Source organism: Planosporangium flavigriseum (assembly GCF_011947225.1).
GTDB lineage: Bacteria > Actinomycetota > Actinomycetes > Mycobacteriales > Micromonosporaceae > Planosporangium > Planosporangium flavigriseum.
Window position 1 is genome coordinate 149,647 of record NZ_JAATVW010000009.1, and the last position, 23,813, is coordinate 173,459.

Annotated in this window: 21 protein-coding genes; 9 read left to right on the top strand and 12 right to left on the bottom strand. The window is 68.9% G+C overall.

What is annotated here, in order from left to right; genetic code table 11:
- Window positions 1-14 precede the first annotated feature (14 nt).
- The 4 genes from HC028_RS14965 (at window position 15) to HC028_RS14980 (ending at window position 4,809) form a co-directional block, all read left to right on the top strand.
- On the top strand, window positions 15-917 hold the full coding sequence (locus HC028_RS14965) for a hypothetical protein (protein ID WP_168077714.1): 903 nt from the start codon (window positions 15-17) through the stop codon (window positions 915-917).
- A gap of 83 nt (window positions 918-1,000) precedes the next feature.
- A complete protein-coding gene (locus HC028_RS14970; protein WP_168077717.1) occupies window positions 1,001-2,290 on the top strand; it encodes an O-antigen ligase family protein in 1,290 nt (429 codons plus the stop codon).
- Window positions 2,291-2,581: 291 nt separating this feature from the next.
- On the top strand, window positions 2,582-3,316 hold the full coding sequence (locus HC028_RS14975; RefSeq protein WP_168077720.1) for a class I SAM-dependent methyltransferase: 735 nt from the start codon (window positions 2,582-2,584) through the stop codon (window positions 3,314-3,316).
- Window positions 3,317-3,381: 65 nt separating this feature from the next.
- On the top strand, window positions 3,382-4,809 hold the full coding sequence (locus HC028_RS14980; protein WP_168077723.1) for an oligosaccharide flippase family protein: 1,428 nt from the start codon (window positions 3,382-3,384) through the stop codon (window positions 4,807-4,809).
- On the opposite strand, the gene HC028_RS14985 is transcribed toward HC028_RS14980, so the two are convergent.
- The 5 genes from HC028_RS14985 to HC028_RS15005 are packed head-to-tail and all read right to left on the bottom strand — an operon-like array spanning window position 4,760 to window position 10,592.
- Window positions 4,760-5,995, bottom strand: a complete 1,236-nt coding sequence (locus HC028_RS14985) for a glycosyltransferase family 4 protein (RefSeq protein ID WP_168077725.1) — start codon at window positions 5,993-5,995, stop codon at window positions 4,760-4,762. The two genes, HC028_RS14980 and HC028_RS14985, sit on opposite strands and share 50 nt — an antisense overlap.
- Window positions 5,992-7,179, bottom strand: a complete 1,188-nt coding sequence (locus HC028_RS14990) for a glycosyltransferase family protein (protein WP_168077727.1) — start codon at window positions 7,177-7,179, stop codon at window positions 5,992-5,994. The genes HC028_RS14985 and HC028_RS14990 overlap by 4 nt, the downstream gene beginning before the upstream one ends.
- A gap of 50 nt (window positions 7,180-7,229) precedes the next feature.
- Window positions 7,230-8,291, bottom strand: coding sequence for a right-handed parallel beta-helix repeat-containing protein (locus HC028_RS14995; protein ID WP_168077729.1), 1,062 nt, complete (start codon window positions 8,289-8,291; stop codon window positions 7,230-7,232).
- Between the two features lie 37 nt (window positions 8,292-8,328).
- On the bottom strand, window positions 8,329-9,354 hold the full coding sequence (locus tag HC028_RS15000; protein WP_203981291.1) for a TolB family protein: 1,026 nt from the start codon (window positions 9,352-9,354) through the stop codon (window positions 8,329-8,331).
- Window positions 9,351-10,592 carry an MFS transporter gene (locus HC028_RS15005; protein WP_203981292.1) on the bottom strand — a complete coding sequence of 414 codons (1,242 nt, stop codon included), beginning with the start codon at window positions 10,590-10,592 and terminating at the stop codon, window positions 9,351-9,353. Before HC028_RS15005 ends, HC028_RS15000 begins: the two co-directional genes overlap by 4 nt.
- A 545-nt stretch (window positions 10,593-11,137) precedes the next feature.
- Between HC028_RS15005 and HC028_RS15010 the strand changes: the two genes are divergently transcribed.
- Window positions 11,138-11,485: a hypothetical protein gene (locus tag HC028_RS15010; protein ID WP_168077731.1), complete on the top strand. Its 348-nt coding sequence runs from the start codon at window positions 11,138-11,140 to the stop codon at window positions 11,483-11,485.
- Window positions 11,486-11,575: 90 nt separating this feature from the next.
- On the opposite strand, the gene HC028_RS15015 is transcribed toward HC028_RS15010, so the two are convergent.
- Both HC028_RS15015 and HC028_RS15020 read right to left on the bottom strand, forming a co-directional pair.
- Complete coding sequence (locus tag HC028_RS15015; protein WP_168077733.1) at window positions 11,576-13,090, bottom strand: APC family permease; 1,515 nt, start codon at window positions 13,088-13,090, stop codon at window positions 11,576-11,578.
- A 41-nt stretch (window positions 13,091-13,131) separates the two neighbouring features.
- Entirely contained in the window at window positions 13,132-13,911 is a 780-nt protein-coding gene (locus tag HC028_RS15020) for a carbon-nitrogen hydrolase family protein (protein WP_168077735.1), read from the bottom strand.
- A gap of 276 nt (window positions 13,912-14,187) precedes the next feature.
- Between HC028_RS15020 and HC028_RS15025 the strand changes: the two genes are divergently transcribed.
- Together HC028_RS15025 and HC028_RS15030 are read left to right on the top strand one after the other, a co-directional pair.
- Window positions 14,188-16,011: a PucR family transcriptional regulator gene (locus HC028_RS15025; protein ID WP_168077737.1), complete on the top strand. Its 1,824-nt coding sequence runs from the start codon at window positions 14,188-14,190 to the stop codon at window positions 16,009-16,011.
- Between the two features lie 88 nt (window positions 16,012-16,099).
- Window positions 16,100-17,212 (top strand): glycosyltransferase family 9 protein, encoded by a 1,113-nt coding sequence (locus tag HC028_RS15030; protein ID WP_168077739.1) that lies wholly within the window; start codon window positions 16,100-16,102, stop codon window positions 17,210-17,212.
- Here HC028_RS15030 and HC028_RS15035 read toward each other — a convergent pair.
- The 3 genes from HC028_RS15035 to HC028_RS28480 all read right to left on the bottom strand — a co-directional run bounded on the left by HC028_RS15035 (window position 17,115) and on the right by HC028_RS28480 (window position 20,628).
- On the bottom strand, window positions 17,115-18,239 hold the full coding sequence (locus HC028_RS15035; protein ID WP_168077741.1) for a glycosyltransferase family 4 protein: 1,125 nt from the start codon (window positions 18,237-18,239) through the stop codon (window positions 17,115-17,117). The genes HC028_RS15030 and HC028_RS15035 overlap by 98 nt on opposite strands.
- Before the next feature lie 47 nt (window positions 18,240-18,286).
- Window positions 18,287-19,633 carry a glycosyltransferase family 4 protein gene (locus HC028_RS15040; protein ID WP_203981293.1) on the bottom strand — a complete coding sequence of 449 codons (1,347 nt, stop codon included), beginning with the start codon at window positions 19,631-19,633 and terminating at the stop codon, window positions 18,287-18,289.
- A 626-nt stretch (window positions 19,634-20,259) separates the two neighbouring features.
- On the bottom strand, window positions 20,260-20,628 hold the full coding sequence (locus HC028_RS28480; RefSeq protein WP_168077480.1) for a hypothetical protein: 369 nt from the start codon (window positions 20,626-20,628) through the stop codon (window positions 20,260-20,262).
- Here HC028_RS28480 and HC028_RS28485 point away from each other — a divergent pair.
- Complete coding sequence (locus HC028_RS28485; protein WP_239075426.1) at window positions 20,621-20,863, top strand: SSI family serine proteinase inhibitor; 243 nt, start codon at window positions 20,621-20,623, stop codon at window positions 20,861-20,863. The genes HC028_RS28480 and HC028_RS28485 overlap by 8 nt on opposite strands.
- Before the next feature lie 415 nt (window positions 20,864-21,278).
- Here the strand turns inward: HC028_RS28485 and HC028_RS15055 are convergent, their stop codons facing one another.
- Entirely contained in the window at window positions 21,279-21,545 is a 267-nt protein-coding gene (locus HC028_RS15055; protein WP_089011556.1) for a helix-turn-helix domain-containing protein, read from the bottom strand.
- A 76-nt stretch (window positions 21,546-21,621) separates the two neighbouring features.
- Here HC028_RS15055 and map point away from each other — a divergent pair, with 76 nt between their 5' ends.
- Window positions 21,622-22,440: a type I methionyl aminopeptidase gene (map, locus tag HC028_RS15060; RefSeq protein ID WP_168077745.1), complete on the top strand. Its 819-nt coding sequence runs from the start codon at window positions 21,622-21,624 to the stop codon at window positions 22,438-22,440.
- Between the two features lie 319 nt (window positions 22,441-22,759).
- Here map and HC028_RS15065 read toward each other — a convergent pair whose 3' ends face one another.
- Window positions 22,760-23,803 carry a hypothetical protein gene (locus HC028_RS15065; protein ID WP_168077747.1) on the bottom strand — a complete coding sequence of 348 codons (1,044 nt, stop codon included), beginning with the start codon at window positions 23,801-23,803 and terminating at the stop codon, window positions 22,760-22,762.
- Window positions 23,804-23,813 lie beyond the last annotated feature (10 nt).

Sequence of the window (23,813 nt, forward strand, 5' to 3'; positions counted from 1 at the left end):
CAGAGGGGAACCGCATGGATTTCTGGGACCTCACCAAGCTGATGGTCCGCCGCTGGTACATCTCAGTGCCGCTCCTGCTTGCGACGTTCGCGGGCACGGGATACACCGCTATCGCGGTCGAACCCGATTATGCGATCACAGCGTATGTCCAGTTGATACCACCAGCAGCGTCATCGGATCCCGACCAGGCGACGCGGATACAGAATCCCTGGCTCGCTCTCGGCATGACTTCCTTGAACAATGCCGCCATGGTGGCCACCCAGGACCAGACGTTCCTCGATGCGCTGAAAAAGAAGGACGACAGCGCGAGCTTCGAAATCACCATCGGAGAACGCAACCCGGTCGCCACGATCGCGGTCGTCGCGCCTACACAGCAGGAGGTGGAGTCCGCCACGGCTTTGGTCACCAGTCATTACGATGAGTCGGTCAGGTCGCTGCAGGCGCAGTACGGCGTCAAGCCCGCAGAGATGATCACCGTCTTCCGACTCGACAAGGGTGAGAACATCAAGCGACCGGGCGGCAAGGTCAAGCGTGCGGTGATCGCGGTCTTCGCCATCGGCCTCCTGATGACCGGTGGTTTGACGATCCTGATCGATGCCCTGCTACGCCGCCGGCACCGCCGCGACGCAACGACCACCGCTTCCGCCTCGGACGGTCCGGACTTCGTGGCCGCACCGTCGGGCGCAACCAACGGTGCCCCCGTGGTGCGTCAGCGGGTCAGCGCGGACCCCCCGTACTCGGAAGATTCGGAGCGGACGAGGCCCTTGGGGCAGTACGCCCTGGACGGCGCGAGGAAAGCTGACCGGGACGCGAAACCTGCGGCGGCCCCGAGGCTTCCCCCGGACGCCACAATCGTCCTGCCGCGGATGCCCCGAGCAGGTGAGGGGGGGACCAACCAGCGCGGTAGGCGAAATTGAGTACGACGGCGATCCATACGACGGATCTCGAACCGGCGCTGTTCGCGGACCAGACCTATGCGACTCGGCGCAGGCCGGTTCGAATGGACGCCGCGTTGGCCTTCGGATTGGCCATCTGTCTGCTCACGCTGATCCCTTCGCGGCTGATCCTGCCCGGCACGTCGGCCGATGTGGGCCGCCCCGGGACGGTCATGTGCATGCTGATGTTCTGTTGGTGGGTCGCGACGCGCTGCAATCCCAAGCTGGCCATGCCCGGCCCGCAACCGGTGCGCTGGGCGGTCCTCCTGTACTTCCTGTCGTTGCTGATCTCCTATGCGATCGGGTTCCAGCGGGGATTGACTCCGCTGGAGGCGAACGCGGCCGACCGGGCGCTCATGGCCGGTGGCGCGGCATTCATCGGTGCGATCCTGGTCGCCGCGGACGGCATCTCCAACTGGGACCGGATGCGTTTCGTCCTGCAATTTTTCGTCTGGTGCTCGGTCTACATGTCGGTCATCGGCCTGCTCCAGCAGACACTGCCGTTCAACATCGCGGAATACATGACGGTGCCGGGGCTGACGAACCTCGGCGTGCCCGGATATCAGCAGCGCGGAAGCGGCGTTCGGGTAGCGGGAACGACGACGCACTATCTTGAGCTCGCCGCGACCCTGTCGCTCGCGCTGCCGGTCGCGCTCCACTTCGCCAAGTTCGCCAGTGCCCAACGCAGCCGACGGTGCTTCGGAATAGCCGCGTTCCTCATCGTGGCGGGCGTCCTTGTCACCATCTCCCGTACCGGCATCATCTCCGTCCTCATCGCGCTGCTGATCCTGATGCCTCTGTGGACGTGGCGCGCCCGGTACAACGTCTTCGCGCTCGGACTGCTCGCGGTCGCGGGGATGTCAGCGATCAAGCCGTCCACGGTACGGACCTTCTATGACATTTTCGCCGGCGCGAGTAATGACTCGAGCATCGTGGTGCGCACGGAGCGATACGCCATGGTGGGTTACTACTACAGCCAGCGGCCGTGGTGGGGTAGGGGCACCGGCACGTGGGAGTGGCCGATGTACCAGTTCCTGGACAACCAGTGGTTGCGGACGGCGCTCGAGTCGGGGAACGTCGGGGTGGCCGCTCTCGCCGCGGTGCACCTGACCGCGATCGCCCTGGCGGTCATCTCGTTCCGCCGGGTGAGTGACACCGCGGACCGGCACCTGTGCCTGGTGCTGGTCTCGACTCAGGTGGTGGCGCTCTTCATCGCGTACACGTTCGACTCGCTCACGTACACGACGTATTCGCTCACGCTCGGGATGATGGTCGGGCTTTGCGGTGCGGTCTGGCGGTTCACGCATTCGTCCCGAGAGGTTCGAACCTCCACCCCCAGGTGGTTCGAGCCGTAGTGGAAGAGCCTGCCCGGAGTCACATTGCCCTATCAGCTGTTCACTTAGGACCCAGATGATTGAAACAAGGGCTGAACGACTGAAGATGCCCCGCGACGGGGCTCGGTATCTTGCCAACTGGAGCTGCTTGCGCGGCGCGGATTTCCCGATTGCGTGCCGCCTCTACGACGGACACCACGCTGGACCGGAAAGTAGCTTCCCACCTACGCCATCGACCACAGTTGGCGAACACGAGTGGTCGTCGTTCGGCGATCCTGACTGACGCACCTGATTCGACAGCGAGGAGGACAGATGACCGACGGCGCGACGACCTCGATCGTCGACCGGCTGATGGCGGACGAACCGGTGTTTCACGCCGGTGGGACGCGGGTGTGGAACGCGCTGCCAGACACGCTGCGGCTACTGACTGCCAGCGTCAGGCCGGGCGATCGTACGTTGGAGACGGGTGCCGGTGCGTCTACGGTGATCTTCACCGCGGCGGGGGCTGAGCACACGACGATCAGTCCGAGCCCCGATGAGCACAAGCGCATCCGGGCCTACTGCGAGTCGATCGGTCTGGACACGAGCCGGCTGTCCTTCATCGCTGACACGAGCGATGTCGCGCTGCCGGCGCTGGCGCTCGATCGGCCGGTGGACGTGGCGTTCATCGACGGTAAGCACTCGTTCCCGCACCCGGTCATCGACTTCCACTATGTCGAGCAGAGACTGTCGGTGGGCGGGGTGCTGGTCCTCGACGACATACCGATGCCGGCGGTGGCGGTCGTGTACGGATTCATGCAGGGCTCGCCCGACTGGGAGCTGATCGAGGTCGCCGACCACCGGGCGGCGGCGTTCCGCAAGCTCGCCGCGGCCGATCCTGACGACAACTGGCATCTTCAGCCGTTCAACCGTGGCTACCCGGACTACTCGTTCGCCCCGCTGCCGCAGCGGATCCGGCTCACCGCCAACCACCGCGCGTGGCAGGGTGCGCGAAAGCTCCGGGCGCAGCTTCGTTCCCGCAAGCGGCGGGTCGCGCCTCGCCAGTGATCACCTCGGGGATGTCCTCCGTCGGGGACGACACATCGTCGCCAGCGGGAGCTGTGGAAGAACCGTTGGCCCAGTCCGTCCGTCGGGGACTCGGCTGGAGCTTCATCAGCAGCATCGCTACGCGTGTCGGCACGGTGCTCAGCGGCATCGTGCTCGCGCGGCTGTTGTCGCCCGCCGACTACGGCCAGTTCACCGTTGCCTTGGTCGTGTTGCTCGTCCTCGCGAACATCAATGATCTTGGCCTGGAGGCGACCCTGGTGCGCTGGCCGGGTGCGATCGACGAGATTGCCCCGACCGCGACCACGATCATCTTCAGCGCGAGTTGCCTGCTCGCCGGCGGGGTTTTCGTCGGTGCGCCCGCGATCGCGGCGGCGTTGAACGCGCCTGACGCCGCCGGCATCGTACGTCTGATGGCCGTGTCCGTCGTCGTCAACGGCCTGTTCGCCGTCCCGTCGGCGATCCTGACCAGGTCCTTCATGCAGGGAAGGCGGGCCACCGCCGATCTGACGGGCATGGTGGTGACGCTGGGCCTGTCGGTCGTCCTGGCGGTCATGGGCTTCGGCGCCTGGAGCTTGGCGTGGGGGCGCTTCGCCGGCAACGGCGTCAACAGCGTTCTGCTCTGGTGGTTCGCGCCAGCGCGGTACCGGCCGGGGTGGTCTCGTGCGGCGGCCCGGCACGTCTTGGCCGGCGGGCTGCCGATAGCGGGGACTCTTCTGCTCGCGGTCGGCCTCATGAACGTCGACTACGTTGTCGTCGGTCGGCTGCTGGACCCCGCGGAACTGGGTCTCTACCTGCTGGCCTTCAACCTGTCGAGCTGGCCGGTGAGCATCCTCTCGGTTGCTGTCGCCCGCATTTCCGTGCCCGCGTTCGCCCGCCTGCAACACGACCTGACCGCGCTGCGAGCGGCGTTCCGGCGTTCGCTCACGCTCATCATGGCGCCGACGGTGCTGGTCGCCGTGATGCTCGCCGTCTATGCGCTCCCGGCCACCCGCGTCGTCTACGGGCCGCGCTGGTCGGCCGCCGCGGCCGCGTTGTCCTTCCTGGCGGTACTCGGGGCGCTGCGGGTGGCCATGCAGTTCGCCGCCGACCTGCTGACCGCAGCCGGCAAGGCACGACTCACCCTGGTCATCCAGGGCGGCTGGATCATCGCCCTGCTGCCGGCCCTGGTCATCGGCGTGACGCACGCCGGAATCCGCGGCGCGGGCATCGCGCACGTCGCCGTGGCGCTGTGTGTCGCGGTACCAGCCCATCTGGCCGCGCTCGCCACGCTGCGAATCTCGCCGCTGGACGTACTGCGGTCGGCCGGGCGGCCGGTAGCAGCCGGTGCGGCCGCCGCACTGGTCGCTGTCGGCGTGCAGTGGCTCATCGCCGACGACCTGGCTACGCTGGTGGTGGGCGGACTGGCGGGTGCGGCGGTGTTCGCCGTGGTCGCGCGGCCGATACTCAGGCTCGTGTCGGAGTCTCCGGCGGACCCGCGGTCATCAGGCGGGTGAGCTGACGGCGCAGCCCCTGCGGCAGCACACCGCCCGCGACCTGGACCGTAGCGGTACGCACGCCATCCGCGACCCGTACCCGCAATGGCGACCGACCAGCGACCGCCTCGCGGCAAAGCATGTCCAACTGCTCGGTGACGGACTCGAGCGAGTAATGGCGCAGAATGAAATCGCGCGAGAATTCGCCCAGCGGGGCGAACCGCTCCGGCTGGCTCACGATCCGTCGCAGTTCGGCGATGAGGGGTGCGTTGTCCTCATCTCCGTCCCCGAGGCCGTACATGCCGAAGTACCGGAAGTGATCGGCCGTCTCCGGGGTGAACGCCGACGCGAAGCCCTGCTCACCCACCACGACGGTCGGTTTTGCGAAGGCCAGGGCGCGCAGGGAGGACCCGCCCATGCCGACGACGACATCGGCGGCCGCGTATACCGGACGGGGGTCCACCAGCGCACCGGTCAGCACCACCGCCGGTCGGCCGAGTGCGTCGTTGGTCTCCGAGGCAAGGCGTTCGAGGTCCCGCCGTGCGGGGCCGTCTCCCACGATGGCGAACCGCAACGGCGGTATCTCTCGGCCGAGTACCGCCATGGCACGCACGGTACGGCGCAGCCCTTCCAGCTTCAGGAACTCCACGAGGCGGGAGACGGTCACCAGCAGGATGTCGTCGGCATCGAAGCCGTACGCAGCCCGGAACTCCTTGCCGTCCACGGCGCCCGGAGCGTTCTGGTGCACGTCGACCGGGGGAAGGAGCAACCCGAGGCGATGCCGACCGGCCGAGCGGGCCCGGTCGAGCAGTTCGGGGGTCCCGAAGGTGGTCGGGACCGCACGCGGGATCAGCCGCGGCACCACCATCGACATCACCGTGACGAGCAACGGGACGGCACGGGTCAGGTGTACCCCGTAGTACGCGTCGAGGCACTGCGGCCAGTCCCACGCGTGCACGAGATCGGGGCTCTCGCGGCGGACGGCCGCACGCAGTGCCCGCATCCGGGCGGGTGACGGATGCCGGCCGGCGTCCGGCGCCGGAATGAACCGAAGTCCCTTGTCCGTGGCCAGTTCGACCATCGGGCCAGGCGTGGCGAACAACACCGGCTCGTGCCCGTGCGCGTCCCGGAGCGCGGCCGCGAGCTCGATCGCGTTCACCTGGGTGCCCCCGACCTCGAGCCGGTGTGCGAATACGAGGACCTTCATGCGGCACCGACTTCCAGTAGCTCGGCGAGTCGCTCGGCGCGCCGGTCCCAGCCGTGTTCGCGGGCGAAGGCCCGGCGACGGGCGGCCAGCTCCTCGGTACGCGGTACGGCGAGCGCAGCCTGTACCCGCGCCGCGAACTCCGCCGGGGTGGAGGCCGTACTGACAAGGTCGGTACCCAGCCACGTGATGGCCGGTAGCGGGGTGGCGACGACCCCTCGACCGGCGGCCAGGTACTCGAGCGTCTTGAGCGGGAAGCTGGCCCGGTTGAACGCGTTGTCCGCGTACGGGGTGAGGCCGACGTCGATGAGCCGCAGGAACGAGGGCATCTCCACGTAGGGTTTCGGTCCGACCCAACACACGTTCGGGCGTTCGGTGAACGCCGCGAAGCGCTCGGCGTGGTAGCCCGGCGCTACCGGTCCCACGATCAACATTGACGAGCCGGTGTCGGCGACCGCCTCCAGCAACGACAGGTCGATGCGGTCGTTGATGTGTCCGAGCAGTCCGACGACCGGTCCCGTGAGCGCTACGCCGGCCGGGACCGGTGCTTCGTCGACGTCGGCGTACACGTCCGGGCGGCAACCGTTGGGAATCAGTTCCGCGACGACGCCGTTCCGTGCATACCGTTCCTGAATGGCGGTGGACACGACCGCGACCGTGTCCGCCCGGTGCAGCGAACGGGCCTCTTCCCGGAGAAGCCGATTCCGCGGTAGACCGAGCATCTCGGCCCCGGCCACCAGGTCATCGGTGGCGTAGAAGAGCCGGCGCCGTGCGGGGAGCGCGGACCCCGAGTCTTCGAATCGACTGGAGATGACCGCGGCGACCGGCTCTCGCGAAGCGGACCCGTACAGCCGATCGACGGCCTGGCGGGTGGCGCGGCGGACGATGAGCGGCACCAGACGATGCAGCCCGGGCCGGCTGTACCCGGGCACGACCGGTGTGACCAGGTGGGCCAGCCGTGGGCCGAGGACCCGTAGCCGTGGTTGATCCAGCAGGCCGCCGAGTTCGGGACGCTTCAGCCTGGTCAGCGCGGATACCGGCGGCTCGACGAAGAGGACCGGCCGAAACCGGCTGAGCGCCTCGACCATGTGCCGGTCGTGCCCGGGCGGGCCGTCCCACCGACTGCCTGAGAAGTAGACGACCAGGTCACTGCGGGCTCCGTCGAGAGCGGAGGAGGGCGGGCTCATCAGTTTCCGCATGGTCGGGGCCACAGTTCCTGTTGAGTGAGGTTGAGTCGTCATGCCGTGACCGCCGCGCCGGTCCCGGCCCAGACGTTGCCTATCCAGGTGTTACCGGGGCCGTTGGAATCGAAATGAGCAACCGGGCCCCACTTGCCACCGTTCGCGTAGACGTCACGGCCGAAGGTGTTGTGCTCGAACCGAATGTTTCGGGACGTGCCCTTGTCACCCTCACCGCCGTAGACGGTGTATCCGCCGCCGGCCAGGTAGTTGTTTACGACGAGTACATCGTGCGCCACCCCGAAGTCCTGAAAGAGCGCGAGCGCCGAGGTCTGGTCGAGGTCGTTGATGACCGTGTTGTGTCTGATGACCAGTGATTTGCCGTCGTCCGGGCCACTTGTCGCCTGGATCATGTCGACGTGGTCGCCGTCGAAGGCCTTCGGGTCGTGCAGGTAACAGTCCTCGATCAGCCCTTGGTTGGTGGCGACGCCGTCGGCGACCTGGGAGATGTCCGTGCGTCGCACGGTCAGGCCGCCACCGAGGTTGAGAATGCCCTGTTGCATCTGTTGGCTGCCGTTGCCACGGATCTCGCTGTCCTGGACGACCAGGCCGCTGAATCTGGTTTGCTGGACGATCCCCCAGACCGACGTGTCGGCATTGGTCAGCCGGGTGTTCTTGATGGTGACGTTGTTCGCTTCCACGATGATCATGCCGCGTACGTCCAGACCGTCGACGAGGGCGCCGTTCCGGATGACCCGGACGTCACCGGTCTTTTTCAACGCCTTCCCCGTGGGCACGCCGGTGTTTCCCGCATTGGGCCACCGCACCGGGCCCCCGGCAGCAGAGGATGTACCCGAGCGTCCAGGGTTCGCGCTGGCGGACGCGCTTTGGGCGGGGGAAGCGGTCGGCAGCGCGGCGGATGCCGTTGACGAAGGGGTGGCGGTGGGTTGGGCGGGAACGTCCAGCGGCGGTCGGGTCAGGATCACCCCGGCCCGATCGGTTTTGTGGACTGCGATGAAGGCGACGATGCCGAACACGGCGAGCGTGGTGCCGACAACAGCCCCGCTGATGGTCAGGGCGGTCGCCCTCCGGCGGGTCCATCGAACTCGATTGAAGCTCACGGCGCGAATCCTTTCGCTGCAGGCGTTGGCTCCATGATCATGATCGCACCACGGCCGGTGACCACGCGTCACGCACGAACACGCGGGGGGTGCCGGTGCCGTCGGCGGGGACCGCCCACACATCAGAGGTGGCCGCCCCTGATTCACCGGTACGCGAAAGTCCATACAGGACGGTGTTGTCGTCGAGCCACTCGGCCTGGTCGTCGACGCTGCGCGACTCGGAGAGCACGGTCTCCTCGCCGGTCGCAAGGTCGTACACGGCGAGCCGCCAGCGTCCTGCCGGCAGGTCGCCGTGCTTCTTGAACGCGATACGTGTGCCGTCGGGTGACAGCGACGGGCATTCGACGTCCTCGCGCAGCGCGGTGAGCGTACGCTTCGACACGCTGCCCTTGACCAGCCACGTCTTGCCGCCCGATGCTCCGGTGGCGTAGAACGTGTCACCGTCTCCGGTGGCGGCGAAGGTGACGCCCCAGAAGTTCCGGTCGGCGGCGCCAACCGTGCGCCCGTCCACCGCGAACCGGAACTGCTCCAGTTCGGCGACCTGCTGGCCGGTGCTCCGCGTGATCAGCGTACGGGTGGAGAACTGTCCGGGAGTGGAGTACGAGTCGCCGTAGACGAACGTGGTGGTCGCGGCGAGCGAACCGTCGCGCGACAGCCTGGCCCGGCTGGGCAGCCCCGGCAGCGGCAGGTCCGCCGTCGGCGACCACTCCGGCCCGAGTATCCGTGCCGTGTACGTCGTCTTCAGGCCCCGGTTCGCCGCGAGGCACAGCGCCTGCCGCGTACTCGCGTACACCCGCTCGCACGACGTGGGCGTGAGCGCGCGCGGCCCGTCCGGCGCGGCCAACGGCACGACGGCGACCTTGCCGTACCCCTGGCCCAGCGCGGTGTTGCGGAAGACCAGGTGCGGCTGGGCAACCACCGAGGCGAGATCCGTCCGGGCCGGCCCGGGGGCAGCTTTCGCCGCTGCCTGCTGGCCACGTGCGCGCAGGATGTAGACGGTTGCACCGGCGACCGCGACGACGATGACGGCGAGGAGCGCCACCAGGCGCAGTCGCGAACTCACGCGACTTCTCCGGATGCAGGCTCGTCGGCGCCGTGTAGCAGCCAGGCGGCCACCGGCACCGCGACGGCGAGGAGGACGGCCATGAGCAGCAGCGCCTGCTGCGGTCCGGCAACAGCCCAGAGGCCGCCGAAGGCGACCGACGAGGCGAACCTGGCGACGGCTACCACGGTCTGCGCGGCGGCGATCCCGCTGCCCCGGGCCTCGGCCGGGACCAGCTGGCTCACCATCGCCGCCAGCACGCCATCCGTCGCGGCGTAGAACGTACCGAGCAGTACCAGGACGACGACGGTCGTCGCCGGACCGGCGAATGGGGTGGCCGCGGCCAGGTACACGGCGATGAGCGCTAGGTGTCCACCGATGAGCACCCGGGCGCGGCCGACGCGGTCGGCGAGCCGGCCCAGCGGTACGGCCAGGCACAGGTACGCGACGTTCGTCCCTACGTACAGCAGCGGAAACAGCGCCGAGGCGAGCAGGTCGCGCTTCTGCAGGGACAGATAGAGGAATCCGTCGCCGACGGTCAGCACGCCGAGCAGCGCGGCGGCGACGAGCGGGCGCCGCAGCCGGGGACCGGCGACCGCACGGACCAGGTGGGACAAGCGTGGGTGAGGCCCGGTCGTCACCCGCTGGTTGGGTACGAACAGGATGAGCACGGCCACGCCGACCACCGCGAACGCGAAAGATGCGGTGAAGACCGATCCGTAGCTTCCCGGGACGGCCGCGAGCAGCGCGAAGGCGACGAGTGGTCCGATGGCGGCGCCGGCCGTGTCGAGTGCGCGGTGCACTCCGAAGGAGCGCCCTACCATTCCGGGCGCGGAGGCACCGGCGATCAGGGCGTCCCGTGGGGCGGTGCGTAACCCCTTGCCGAGCCGGTCAGCGGTGATGACCGCGGTGATCGCGGTGAGGCCATGCGCGGGAAGCATCGCAAGTCGGCTCAACGCCGACAACCCGTAGCCGGCGGCCGCGACCCACTTGGGGTTGTTGCCCCGGTCGCCGGCGTACCCGCCGGCGATCCGTACGAGCGCGCTGACTCCCTGGTACATGCCGTCGATGAACCCGTACGCGATGAAGCCGAGCCCCACCTGCGCGGTCAGGTACAGCGGCAGCACGGAGGAGACCATCTCCGAGGAGACATCGGTGAGCAGGCTGACGACGCCGAGCAGCAGGACAGTTTTTGCGACCCGTTGAGCAGTCGTCCGGTTACCCGCCCCACCAGGCCGGTCGCGCAACGAGACATACACGAACGGGGGCCCTTTCGTGGGTGGGCGGGGTCGCCCCCAATATTGGGCGTGACGCCGGTGAAGCGACACCGTCGGATCTGACCGATTGTCGACACGGCTGGGTAGCCGTATCTGGTCCGACAGGCTGGCTGCCCTACACCTCTTCGGTGAGAACCCCGTCTGAATCCAGATAGGACGTCCCGGTTTGGGGGCACATGAAGCGGCGGTCGCCCTTCGGGATCAATCGCTCGCCCGCCCGCCCGGCCGACTCCGACCGCTCCGGCGGGCCGGCACGCCGGTAACCAATGCGAAGTCAGGTAGGTTGTCGACGGCCACTGCGCCGGCGGCTGTCGACGTCAGACATCCCATAAGGGACGAAAGTGGCACGCTTTCGGGTGAGGTTGCGCCACGGGGCTTGTGCCTGTCAAATCGGTTGCCGCACCAACACGCGCGGTGGAACCCCCGTCGGCCACGGGGTGGACGTTCCCCGCGGCGATACAAGCGATCATGGTCCCGACGGCCGTTAGCGGCCAGCAGGATTGCGCGTTGGCACACCGGAGGCGCAGATGATCGAACGCTCCGCGCGGAATGCGGACTACCTCGACCTGCCCGACGTCAGATCGAAGCTGCGCGCGAGACCCGTTGCGGCCTACCTCGGGGCCCGTCGTGGCATGGTCGGCTACAGCCTGCTCATCGCCGTGGGCGTCGCCGCGGCGGTCGACGCCTGGCGCACCGTCTCGCCGTGGTTGGGCATTGCGCTGGCACTGGTGGCCACGCATGCCCTCGCGGATCTGCTCGTGTCGTGGTACCGGGTGGCGTCACTGCCGTACGTGCAGGCGGCCGAGCGCCCGGCGGACGAGTCAGAGCCCTCGGAAGACCCGCGCGCCAAGGAAGACCCGAGCGAGCTGCCGTGACCGCGGGGCCCAGAACGTCGCGGGGCCCAGAACGTACTGAGGCCCACCCGTCACGACGGGTGGGCCTCAGCTCAGTTTTGACCGGCCGGATCAGTTCGCGGCGAGCTCCGGCTCGCCGGCGAGCGCGCCGCCCGATGGGTCCTGCTCGTCGGGGGCTCCGGCGGACGTGCCCGAACCCCGCCGGCCCACGATGACGCCGGCGACGAGCGCGAGGACCGGGATGAGGCCGAGCATCGTGCTGACCCCGGCGCTGGCGCCGGTCACCATGGTGAAGTTGGAGATCACGAGCCACAGGCTGCCGATCAGGCCGATCGCGGCGAGCAGCGGCGCCGCCGTCGTCTTCCAGAACCGGCCGCCCTTGAGGTGGGCGTTGCGGACGAAGAAGGTGAACACCGCCACCGAGGTGAGCAGCATCAACAGCACCATGCCGACCGTCGACACGCCGGCCATCGAGCCGAAGACGCCCACGAGCGGGTCGAGCCCGGCCACCGCGAAGACGACCACCAGGACCAGGGCGGTCAGCGTCTGGACCCCCGACGACACCGACGGCGACTGGTGGCGCGGGTGCACGCGGCCGAGGGCGCTCGGGAAGGAGCCGTGCTGCGCCAGTACGAACTGGTAGCGGGACACGACGTTGTGGAACGACAGCACGCAGGCGAACAGGCTGGTGCACAGCAGTACCTGCATGACGTTGCGCAGCGGAGTGCCGAGGTAGGAGTCGGCGGCGTCGAGCATCATGTTGCCCTCGCCGCTGAGGGTCTTCTGGGCCACCCCGATGACCTGGTCCGGTCCGGCGGCCTCGACGAGGGCCCAGCACGAGATGGCGTAGAAGACGCCGATGATGAGCACCGCGAGGTACGTCGCGCGCGGGATGGTCCGCTCGGGCTGCCGGGCTTCGTCCCGGAACACGGCGGTCGCTTCGAACCCGATGAAGCCGGTCAGCGCGAAGAGCACCGGGACGCCGAGGTGGCCGGAGAAGATCGCGGACGGGGTGAACGACTCACCGGTGATGCCCTGCGGCCCGCCCTTGACGAAGATGGCGAGGTCGAGCGCGACCATGATGGCGATCTCGAGGACGAGCGCCAGGCCCAGTACCTTGGAGCTCAGTTCGATGTGCCGGTACCCGAGGAGCGCGACGAGCGCGACCGTGGCGAGGCTGTAGATCCACCACTGGATGTGCGGGCCGCCGTAGAACGTCACCAGGTCGCCGAGCGCCCAGCCCATGTACCCGTAGATGCCGACCTGGACGGCGGTGTACGCGACCAGCGCGACGTACGCGCTGCCCATGCCGAGCCGGCCACCGAGGCCCTGGGTGATGTACGAGTAGAACGCGCCCGCTTCCTTAACGTACGGCGTCATCGTCACGAAGCCGACCGAGAAGATGAGCAGCACGGCGGCGGCGATGACGAAGCCGATCGGGGCGCCCGCGCCGTTGCCGTTGCCGACGGAGAGCGGGACGTTACCGCCGATGACGGTGAGCGGGGCCGCGGCCGCGATGACCATGAACACGATGCTTCCGGTGCCGAGCCGGCCGGAGAGCCTGCGTGGAGCCTCAGCTCCACCGGGCGCTCCATTAGGCGCGGAAGCGCCGGTACCCACAGACATGGTGAATCCTCGATCCTTGCGGTTATTGGGCGGAGCGGTGACTAAGCAGGGCGGTGGTACAGCTCCGGGCGGCGGTCCGCCAGGTAGGGATTTTCTTTCTGGGCCCGCGCGACGACCTCCGGGTCGACGGAGGCGACGAGCAGACGGTTGCCGTGCTCGATGGAGTCCAGCACGGTGGCGTACGGGTCGACGATGCTGCTGCGCCCCACGTACGTGAGCGTGTTCTCGGTGCCGTCGTGGTTGATGTAGGCCACGTAGACCTGGTTCTCCCACGCGCGCGAGCGGATGACCTGCTCGGCGACGAAGTCGAAGGGCGTCATCTGCGCCGTGGGCACGGCGACCAGGTGCGCACCGGCGAGCGACGCCCCGCGCACCGCCTCGGGGAACTCCACGTCGTAGCAGATCAGCATCGCGATGGTCAGGCCGCCGTACTCGACGAGCCCGAAGAGTTCGTCGCCGGCGGCGAAGTACTCGCGTTCGGCGGCGCCGAACAGGTGGGCCTTGCGGTACCGGCGAAGCACGGTGCCCTCGTGGTCGAGGAAGAACGCCGTGTTGTAGTACGTGCCGTTGTCGTACTCGGGCGCGCCCAGGATGATCGCGAGCTCGTGTGTCCGGGCGATCTCCCGTACGGGGGAGAGCAGGTCGCGCCTGGCCAGCTCGTGGACCGCGGCGCCGATGTCGTATCCGGTGATGAACAGCTCCGGAGTGATCAGGAGCTGCGCCCCGGACTCGCGGGCCAGCCGCGCCGTGAGTTCGAGTTCGGCGAGGTTCGCGTCGACGTTGCCGGGCGTCCCGGTCGTCTGCAGGCCTGCGATCTTCATGAGAAGCCTCCTCGCGCTACTAGGGTGGCGCAGCTGCGGATCCGTAGCGTGCAACCTCCTCGCTACGGCTCAGCGGGCGCATTCCCGGCATGGTTCCGGTGTCCCTCGGACATTCTGACCGACGCAGGTGCCGGATTCGCGCGCCACAGACGGCCCGACCAGCTTCGTAGCCGTGGAAGCATGGCATAGTGGGCGATCAACCCCCAGGAACGAGACGTCTCGAAAACGGCGAGTGACCGGACAGATTGTCCGACCGGTACTCGGGGAGGTTTGCGCATGCTGCCCACGGTCGCTGAGGTTATCCGGCTCCCGGTCTTCGCCGAGGGCCGGCCCGAGGTGCTCGCCGGCGCGGACAAACTGGACAGCAGTGTCCGATGGGTGCACATCGCGCCTGTTGCCGGCGTGGGTCGCCTGCTCGCCGGCGAGGAGCTGCTGCTCTCCACCGGAATCGGCTGGCCGGCCGAGGAAGGCCAGCTCCTCGCGTACATCTCCGAGCTGAACGACGCCCGCATCTCCGCACTCGTCCTGGAGCTGGGGCAGCGGTACACCGAGGCGCCCGAGGCGGTCGTCCGGGCGTGCGCGCGGCTCGGCCTGCCGTTCATCGTGCTGCATCGCGAAGTCAGGTTCGTGGCGGTCACCGAGGTCGTGCACGCACTGATCATCTCCAGCCAGATGGCCGAGCTACGCGAGCGCAACGAGATGCACGAGCTTTTCACCGATCTCACCCGGCGCGGGGCGAGCCCGGACTACGTCGTCTCGCAGGCCGCGCGGCTGCTCAAGGCGCCGGTGGTACTCGAAGACCTCAACCATCACGTCGTGACGTGGGAGGCGCTGACCTGGGAACCGGGAGAGCTGCTCGCCGGGTGGGAGAAACGGTCCCGCTCGGCCGCGCAGCAGGCGACGCCCGGTGCGTCGGCCGGTACCCACTGGTGGCCCGCCGAGAACTGGCTGATCACCCGGGTGGAGGCCAGGGGCCAGTACTGGGGAAACCTCGTCGCGCTCCTGGACGCGGCGCCCACCACCGTCACACGAGCGAGCAGCGCGCGTACCAGCCTGGCGGAGACCGTACTCGAGCGGGTCGCCGTCACCGTCTCGCTCGGCCGGATCGCCGAACGCGGCGCCGACGACTGGCTGCGGCTCAGCCAGACCCGGATGATGGCCACGGTCCTCGAAGGCCGGTACACGACCACCGCCGCCCTCGAGGCGATCCTCGAAGCCCGCGGCTTCCGGGTCCGGGACCGCCTGTTCGCCGGGCTCGCCATCCATGTCCCCGGGCACGTCCCCGGCCATGTCCCCGGGCACGTCCCCGGGCACGTCCCCGGCCATGTCCCCGGGCACGTCGCCGGCCAGCCTGTACCGGAGATTGTCGAGCGGTTGCGGGAGCGCGCCCACGCCGCGGGGTACGACCTGATCAGCTCTACCCCGCGTGAGCGGCCGTACCCGACCGTCCTGGCCATGCTGTCCCTGCCGCACCTGGCCCCGCTGTCCCCGGCTCGGCTTGCCGACGCCGACGCGGCCATCGACCTGCTCTGCGGCGCCGTGGTCAACTCAGGCCTCGTGCTCAACACAGGCCCCGTGCTCAACTCAGGCCCCGTGCTCAACTCAGGCCCCGTGCTCAACTCAGGCCCCGTGCTCAACTCAGCGACGCCGGCGCCGGTCTTCGCGGCCGGCCCGGTGGTGGCCGACCTGGCCGACTTGCCCCGGTCCCTCGCGGACGCCGCCGACGTGATCGCCACGATCCCGCGCGAGCAGAGCACACCCGACGGCAGCGGGACTCGCGTACACCGGCCGCCGGCCGCCGCGCTCGCCGTACTGATCGGTGACCCCAGCCTCGACCCGTCGGTGCAGCGCTTCGTCGAATCAACCCTCGGCCGGATCCTGAAGTACGACGCCGACAACGACGGCGATCTGCTCAACGTCCTGCGCGCGTACGTCGCCAACCCGACCAACCGCACCAACGCGGCGAAGGCGTGTCACCTGTCGAGGTCCGTCTTCTACCAGCGACTCGAGGTCATCGAGGAACTGCTCGGCATCGACCTGGCCGACGGCCGCAGCATCGCCACGCTGCACGCGGCGATCCTCGCGCACGCGCGGATTTGACGGTGCCGTTCTGACCGGCGCCGCTCACCTGCGGCGCCGGGACCCGCACTCCCGCATACACCCCGTTCGCGCCGGGTATCGGCCGCTGATGCCGTACCGTCCACTCGCCGATCCCGCGGTCCGCCGCGTGGCTGTCGTCCGGTTACGGGTCGGGCTGGGCGATCTGATGTGTTCGGTACCCGCGTTACGCGCCCTGCGGGCCGCCCGTCCGGATCTCGACGTCACGGTGGTCACCTGGGACGAGGTGGCGCCGTTCGTCGACCGCATGCGCGCCTATGTGGACCATCTGCTGCCGTTCCCCGGTTTTCCGGGCATCCCCGATCGGCCCGTCGACCCCGCAGGCTGGGAACCGTTCCTGCGTGCCGCCACCGGCTTCGACCTCGCCATCCAGTCGTACGGCGACAACCTCGCCGCCAATGAGGTGTGCCGCGCGCTCGGTGCCCGGCTGGTCGGCGGCTTCTGGCCCACCGGCATACCGGCCGACCCGCCGGCTGATCCGCCACCTTTGCATCTGCGCTACCCGCGCCACCTGCATGAGGCGTGGCGGCATCTGCGGCTGTTCGCCCACCTTGGCGTGCCGGTCGCCGAGCGGGCCGAAACGGCCGCTCTGGAATTCCCGACCTGGCCCGCCGACCGGGACGACGACGCCCGCGTGCGCGGACGGTACGGGCTTGGTCCCGGCGAGTACGCGGTCGTGCACCCCGGGGCCACCGCACCCAGCCGGCGATGGCAGGCCGAGCGGTTCGCCGCCGTGGCCGACGCCCTCGCCGGCCGCGGTCTGCGGGTGGTCGTCACCGGCGTGGCCGCCGAGCGCGACCTGACCGAGGCCGTGGTCCGGCAGGCCCGCTCCTGCCCGCTCGACCTGACCGGCGCCACCAGCCTCGGCGGGTACGCGCTGCTGCTTCGCAACGCGGCCCTCGTGGTGTGCAACGACACCGGTACCTCCCACCTGGCCGCCGCAGTCGGTACGCCCAGCGTCACGGTGTTCCTCGCCAGCGACCCGGTCCGCTGGGCGCACGCGGGCCAGCGGCATCGGGTCGCCCGTACCGCGGTCGAGTGCAACCCGTGCCCCCACCTGACCTGCCCGATCGACTTCCGGTGCGCTACCCGGTTGCCGGTCGGTGAGGTGCTGACGCAGGTCGACGCCTTGCTACCGGGGGATACGTCGCCGCGTCGGCCAGCACCCGTACCGTCTGGGTGACCATCCGGTCGGCGTCGAACTCACGCAGCGCCCGCAGCCGTGCCCGCCGGCCCAGGTCCCTACGCAGCTCGGGATCCCCAAGGAGCCGGTCGAACGCGAGGATCAGTTCGTCCACGTCCTCCGGAGGAATCACCATCGCGTCCGGTCCCACCGCGTCCGCGGTGTCGCCCACCGCCGTGGTCAGGCACGGCAGACCGTGCGCCATCGCCTCCAGCAGCGCCAACGACAACCCCTCGCGCCGTGACGGCAGGCAGAACAGGTCGAGTCCGCGCAGCAGCGCGGGTATGTCCGGGCACTGCCCGATGAATGTGACCGGTAGGTCCTTGGCCTGCCGTTCCAGTCGTTCCCGGTCGCGTCCCTGCCCGGCGATCACGACCCGCAGCTGCCGGCCGTGCCGGTCGACCTGGGACACCGCCTCGATGAGCAGGTCGAATCCCTTCTGGTCGGTCAGCCGGCCGACCGCGCCGGCGACGAGTGGCTGGAGACCGGGCGGGTACGCGACCCGGGACGGCAGGTCGACGCCGTTGCGGACCCGGTGGATCGCGGTGGCGGGTACGCCCAGGTCGTCGCGCAACTGCCGGGCGACCTCCGCCGACGTCGCCACCACGGCGTCCAGGTTCGCGTACACCGTGCGTAGCTGCGCCGGGTCAGGGCCTAGGTCACCGTGCAGGTGCAGCGTCGCCACCGTCGGCGCGCAGGCCTGCGCCGCGAGCAGCGCCGCGCGGTTGCTGGCCGGGTCGACGAGGTTGACGTGCGCCACCTCCGGGTCGACCGCGGCCAGCGCGGACGCGAGCGCCGGCGCCGATTCGGCATGTCGGGTCAACGGGACGGCCTCCACTACGGCGCCCGAGTTGAAGCCGCCCGAGTTGAAGGCGGGCGAGCCGAAATACGGCGCGATGGGTGCGGCGACCAGCAGCGTGGGGTCGACCCACGGGGGCGCACGATGCAGCAGTTGCCGGACGTACACCTCCGCACCGCCGAAGGCTTCGCTGTCCACCACCATCGCCAGCCGCAACTGACCGACCATCATTTCTCCCCTGCGGGTGGGCCTCGCCCTGCGGTGGTCGGTGTTCTTTACCCCGCTCCGGACTCCGGTCCAGCGGCGGCAAGTCCGGGCCGGCCGAGCGCGGCGCTGTAGACCTCCAGCACCTGTCGGGCGAGCCGGTCCCAGCGGTAACCGGCGGCCACCTGCCGCCCCTGGTCGCCCAGCCGCCGGCACAGCGCCGCGTCGGCGACCAGCCGGTCGATCGCTTCCGCGAGTCCGGCCACATCGTCCGGGGCGAACAGGAGTCCATTCAACCCGTCGGTCACCAGATCCGGTATCCCGCCGGTACGCGCCGCCACGACCGGCACCCCGGAGTACATGGCCTCCACCAGCGCTGTCCCGAGTTCCTCGTACCGTGACGGCATCACCACTACGTCGGTACCGCGCAGAATTGCCGGCACGTGATCGTGGCCGACGAAGCCGAGAAACGTGACGCGGGCCCTCAGCCCCAACCGGTCCCGCAACTCTTCAAGCGGCCGCCGGTGCGGGCCGTCGCCCACCAGCACCACGTGGACATCCGGGCACGTCAGCCGGGCCGCGGCCGTCAGCAGCAGGTCGACGTTCTTCTGCGGATGCAACCTGCCCAGGAACACCACCCGCGGCCGCGGCAGTCCGGCCAGCGGATCGTGACCGTCCGGCTCATGAGCTTGCGGCGGGGCGAACAGCGCCGGGCGGACACCGGAGGGAATCACCCGCACGCGGTGGGCTGGCACACCGTGCGAGATCAGGATCCGGGCCAGCCGGGGCGTCAGGGCGATGATCTGGTCGGCGCGGCGTTCGCCGTGTCGCTCCCACCACCCTCCGAGCGCCTTGAGTAGCGCCGACCGGGGACCGGTGACCGACATTGTGTACCGCACACTGGTGTGCACTGTCAGTACCAGCGGTATCCGGTTTCGCCGTGCCGCGGCCAGCGCGACGGGTACGACGGCCAGATCCTCACCGAGATGCGCATGGACCAGGTCCGCGCGCGCGGCCAACTGTGGGACGAGGCGAGCCGCGGGTACCGCGTAGAACTGCCGGAACCGGGCGACCGGCAGACCCAGGCGCACCACCAGGGAGGCGTTTGCCAGCCGTGCGACCGGCATCGTGCCGGGTGGACGCGTCGTCACCACCGTCTGGGCCACGCCGAACCCGTCCAGGGCCCGGGTCAGCTCACCGGTGTGGGTCTGCATGCCGCCGACCGGGTCGAAGCGGACCGCGTCGGCGGCCGGACCGTCACCGGGGGGCTCGAACACCGAACACAGCCGAAGCACCCGGAGCCGGGCCTGTCCTGGCCCGGCAGGTGCGAGCGAGGCCTCGTCGGTGCTGCTCGTCCCTTCACTGCTGCTCGTCCCTTCGCTGCCTGCGGCGGGACCGTCCATGCCACCGTGCTCCATGCCACCGTGCTCCTTGGTGAAAGTCAGCGGAGTTGAAGGTCAGCGGACCGGTGCTCAAGGGGTGAATCGGCTGCGTGGCGACGCCGTCTGCGTGCGGCTGTGGCTCTGCTCGAAGCTGCGCTCTTCGCGGACCGAGGGCAAGCCGACTCCATTGTGCGCGGGCGGGTGCGGGTGTGCACCCACCTTCCGCACCTACCTGCGGGCCGCACGATCGGGCATGCCGGCCGGGAGAGTCGTGCGGACGATCAACACCCACTTACGGCGTACCGGCTCGTGACCGGATGGGCCGTTTTCGCGGCACCGATTGCTGAATTGTGCAGGCTGCGGTCCGGGAGATCGCTTTCCGGGCGCATGGTTACCGGGCCCGTCAGGCCCGTGACGACCGATTAAAGGCGATCTTGTACGCGAACGTGGCGCTCGGCTGCGTCCTGGACCTGCCTCGTCGTCCCCCGTTGGTGGCCCTCACGTTGGTGGTCCGCACGTTGTCGTCAGCGGCTGGCTGCCGGTTGCCCGTGCGGGATGCTGCCGCCAGCCGTACAATTTTTTTCCCAATCAATCGTTTAGAAATTTAAATAGTTCGCTCTCGTTGTGTCGTGATGATTTCCACGTGCATGCTCCGCTTGACCCTAAGGTTGCCACTCGCTAGCTTCGATGACGGCGCACAGGCCAGTGTCCAGATTGGCGCGTCCAGCTTGCGGGTTCAGTTCGACGGCAAGCTCCACGAGAAACTCGTCGCGACCCATTAAACCTTTCACGAGGAGGTTCAGCATGCCATCACTGCGACGTCTACCGACGCGCGTCACCGCGATCTCGATATTGGCGACCACGGGATTGGCTGCCGCGGCGGTAAGCGTTCCTTCCGGTGCGTTCGCGGCACGGTCGGTTGGTGTGACGGCCCCTTCCGCTGCAACTCTTTCCGCTGCTCGGACCACGTTGTTACTGACGGCCGCCCGAGGCGAGGACGGCGACCGCGTCGATCGGACCGCAGTGCTCACCTGTGCTCCTGCCGGAGGTACGCATCCGGCAGCGTCCCAGGCGTGCGGCGAACTTTCCTCGGTGGCCGGTGAGGTGGCCGCCCTGTCCGAAGGTTCGGGTAGCTGCATCCTGATGTACGACCCCGTGACGGTCACCCTCCGGGGCTGGTGGCAGGGGGAGGAGAAGTACTTCCGCGCCACGTACTCGAACTCCTGCGTCCTGCACCGGCAGACGCACGCGGTCTTCGATTTCTGATCCTGGCGTAATTACTCGACGGCGGCATTAACTTAACGGCTTCGCTGGCTAGGCGCCCTTCTGGGTGCTGATCAAAAAGTGTCCCGACGTCCGTCACCTGCTCTGGCTTAGTTCAACGTGAATATCGCCAGGATATTCGTCGTCCGTTCGGTGCTCGTGTTCGTACTCCAGCAGGAGATTCGTTTTGACCTGCTGTGGCGGTGTGATTTTGTCCGTGGACAGCGAGTAGCCACCGCCCGCCGAGTCTCGAAGGTTGTATGGACCCGAGATGCGGCGGTGGCTGCCGCCGACGTCATCGCCTGGTCCCTCTTCCGACGCAGGCATCAAGCCGCCGTCAAGACCAGCCATGACACCCGGCAAGCCGGCACGGAACCCTGAAACGGATCTCCTACCGGAGTACTAGGGTGGCTGGTCTCTAGGACGCCTGGCGGATGGGCATGTCGGCCAGCCAGACATCGGCCAGGTCACTGAGGGGGACGTCGAGGGCCTGGCTGAGACAGACCACAGTGCCGAACGCCGGTGCGGGAAGGCGACCCGCCTCGATCTTGCGCAGCGTCTCGGGGGAGATGCCGGCTGCCAGGGCCACCTCGACGAGGCTGCGGCCGGCCCGCGCGGCCCGGAGGGCGGCTCCGAGGCGCTGGCCCGCTGCGATCTGTTCGGCGGTGAGTGGTTGGCGAACCATGCCAGCAGGATATCCCTCCGGAGCATCCCCGACCTGGCGTGGTATAAAAATACCGCATTTGGAGAGGGAGGCTGTCGTGATCGAGCTCAAGTCCGCCGAGGAGATCGGCCGGATGGCGGTGACCGGCCAGTTCGTCGGCGAGCTGCTCGCCGAGCTGAGCGGTGTCGCCGCAGTCGGCGTCAACCTGATAGACCTCGAACACCACGCCCGCCGCCGGATCTCCGAACGCGGCGCCGAATCCTGCTACTGGGACTACGCACCTTCGTTCGGCCGCGGCCCGTTCCGCAACGTGCTGTGCCTGTCGGTCAACGACGCGGTGCTGCACGGCCTGCCGCACGACTATGTTTTGCGGGACGGTGACCTGCTCAGCATCGACATGGCGGTCGGCATCGACGGCTGGGTCGCCGACTCCGCGCTCTCCGTCATCGTCGGCACCCCCGACCCGGCCGACCTGAAGCTGATCGAGGCCACCGAGGTCGCACTGGAGGCCGGCATCACCGCCGCCCAGCCCGGCGGCCGCCTCGGCGACATCTCCGCCGCGATCGGCGAGGTCGCCCACTCCTACGGCTACGGCGTCAATGCCGAGTTCGGCGGCCACGGCATCGGCCGCACCATGCACGAGGCCCCGCACGTCGCCAACAACGGCCGCGCCCGCCGCGGCATGAAACTCGACCCCGGCCTCACCATCGCCATCGAGCCCTGGTTCTGCCGCTCCACCGACAAAATCAAGTTCGACAACGACGGCTGGACGATCCGCTCCGCCGACGGCTCCCGCACCGCCCACTCCGAACACACAGTCGCCATCACGGCTTCCGGCCCCCAGGTCCTGACCCGCCGCCCCACTCACGGCGCCACCTCAGCCGATCCCACCAAAAAGCCCGCCACAGCCTCCTGACCCACTGCCCGCCTTGGGGCGTGACTCAGGGCGTTCCGGGGATGGGGGCCTGCCGCAACTTCCTGAGCAAGTCCCAGCCCCACGCCTCAGCCCACCGCTCAAGGATGCGTGCCGTCCGGCTGGCCCCTGCGGCGGCCACTAGGCGCCCACGCTTACCAGGCGACCACGCTTACCAGGCAACCACGCCCACCAGGTCACCAATTGGCGAACGTTGCGGCGCCGGCTTCTCGGTCGGCGCCGCAATCGCCCGATTCGCGACCGCTACCTCGTGCATCGGGTATCTCGCGTCAGGTGTCTCGCGCGTCAGGTGTCTCGCGCGTCAGGCCCGAATCGGCACACCGTGCGTCGCGTCGTCGGTGAGGATCTCGAACAGTGCGCGGTACTCGGCCAGCAGCGTCTCCCGGGCGCCGGTGGCGCGGTCGGTAACTTCCAGTTCACAGCGCGCGATGTTGGTGTTGAGGCAGTACTTGATACCGCCCGGTGGATTCGGATAGGTCAGACCGACGAACGCCTCGGCCGGCGCCTCGATGCGCCCGCGGATCCGTACGGCGTCGGATTTGGAGGCGAATTCCCAGAAGAAGTACCCGAACCGGCTGGTCGCCCGGATCCCCTGCCGTAGCGTGACCAGCGAGTGCTCCCGGCCCCGATGCCGCAGGACCAGCAGGGTAACCATCGGCGTGCTCAGGGGTCCCTGCCGGTTGGCCGCTGTGACGATCTCCAGGAAGCTGTCCGGCGCATCGTCGAATCCGGCTACCTGGCCGAAGGCGTACCGATCCGGGTGTCGACTGCCCCAGTTGTGGTTCTGGCTGCCCACCCACCCATTGACGGTAACCCGGCGTCCGCCCGCGATCAGCTCGCCGTCGTACCGGGCCAGCGGTTTGCCCACCAGGCTCTTCGCTTTCGGGAAACCGCCCCGGTAGAGCCGCCGCGGCAGCAGGTAGAGCGGCGGCTGGTCGCCCGCGTACGCCAGGTCCCAGGCCACCGCGGCAGCGTCTGCCCCCGCCGTGTCTGCCCCCGCCGTGCCGGTTCCGACCATGGCCCCGGCCAACGCATCCGGCCCCAGCGTCGCGTCTCCGATCCGTACCGAGAAGCCCTGGCGGTCGAAGGTGCACTTGGCGATCGGGTACTCCCGCTTGGCCACGACGTGCCGTCCGGTCTCCCCGTTGAACAGTACGAACCACAGCTCGCCCACCGCGTCCGCCGGACGGCGCGCGGGGCTGAAGACCGTGTATCGGCTCCAGAACGCGAGCGGTCGGGTGGGGTGGTTGGCCCGCTGGTAGAAGCTCTCGTAGTGGCCGGCCCGCTGACCCGGTTCGTACTGTGCCCAGTTGACCTGCTGCTCGACCAACGGATCCGGTTGCATCGCCCACTGC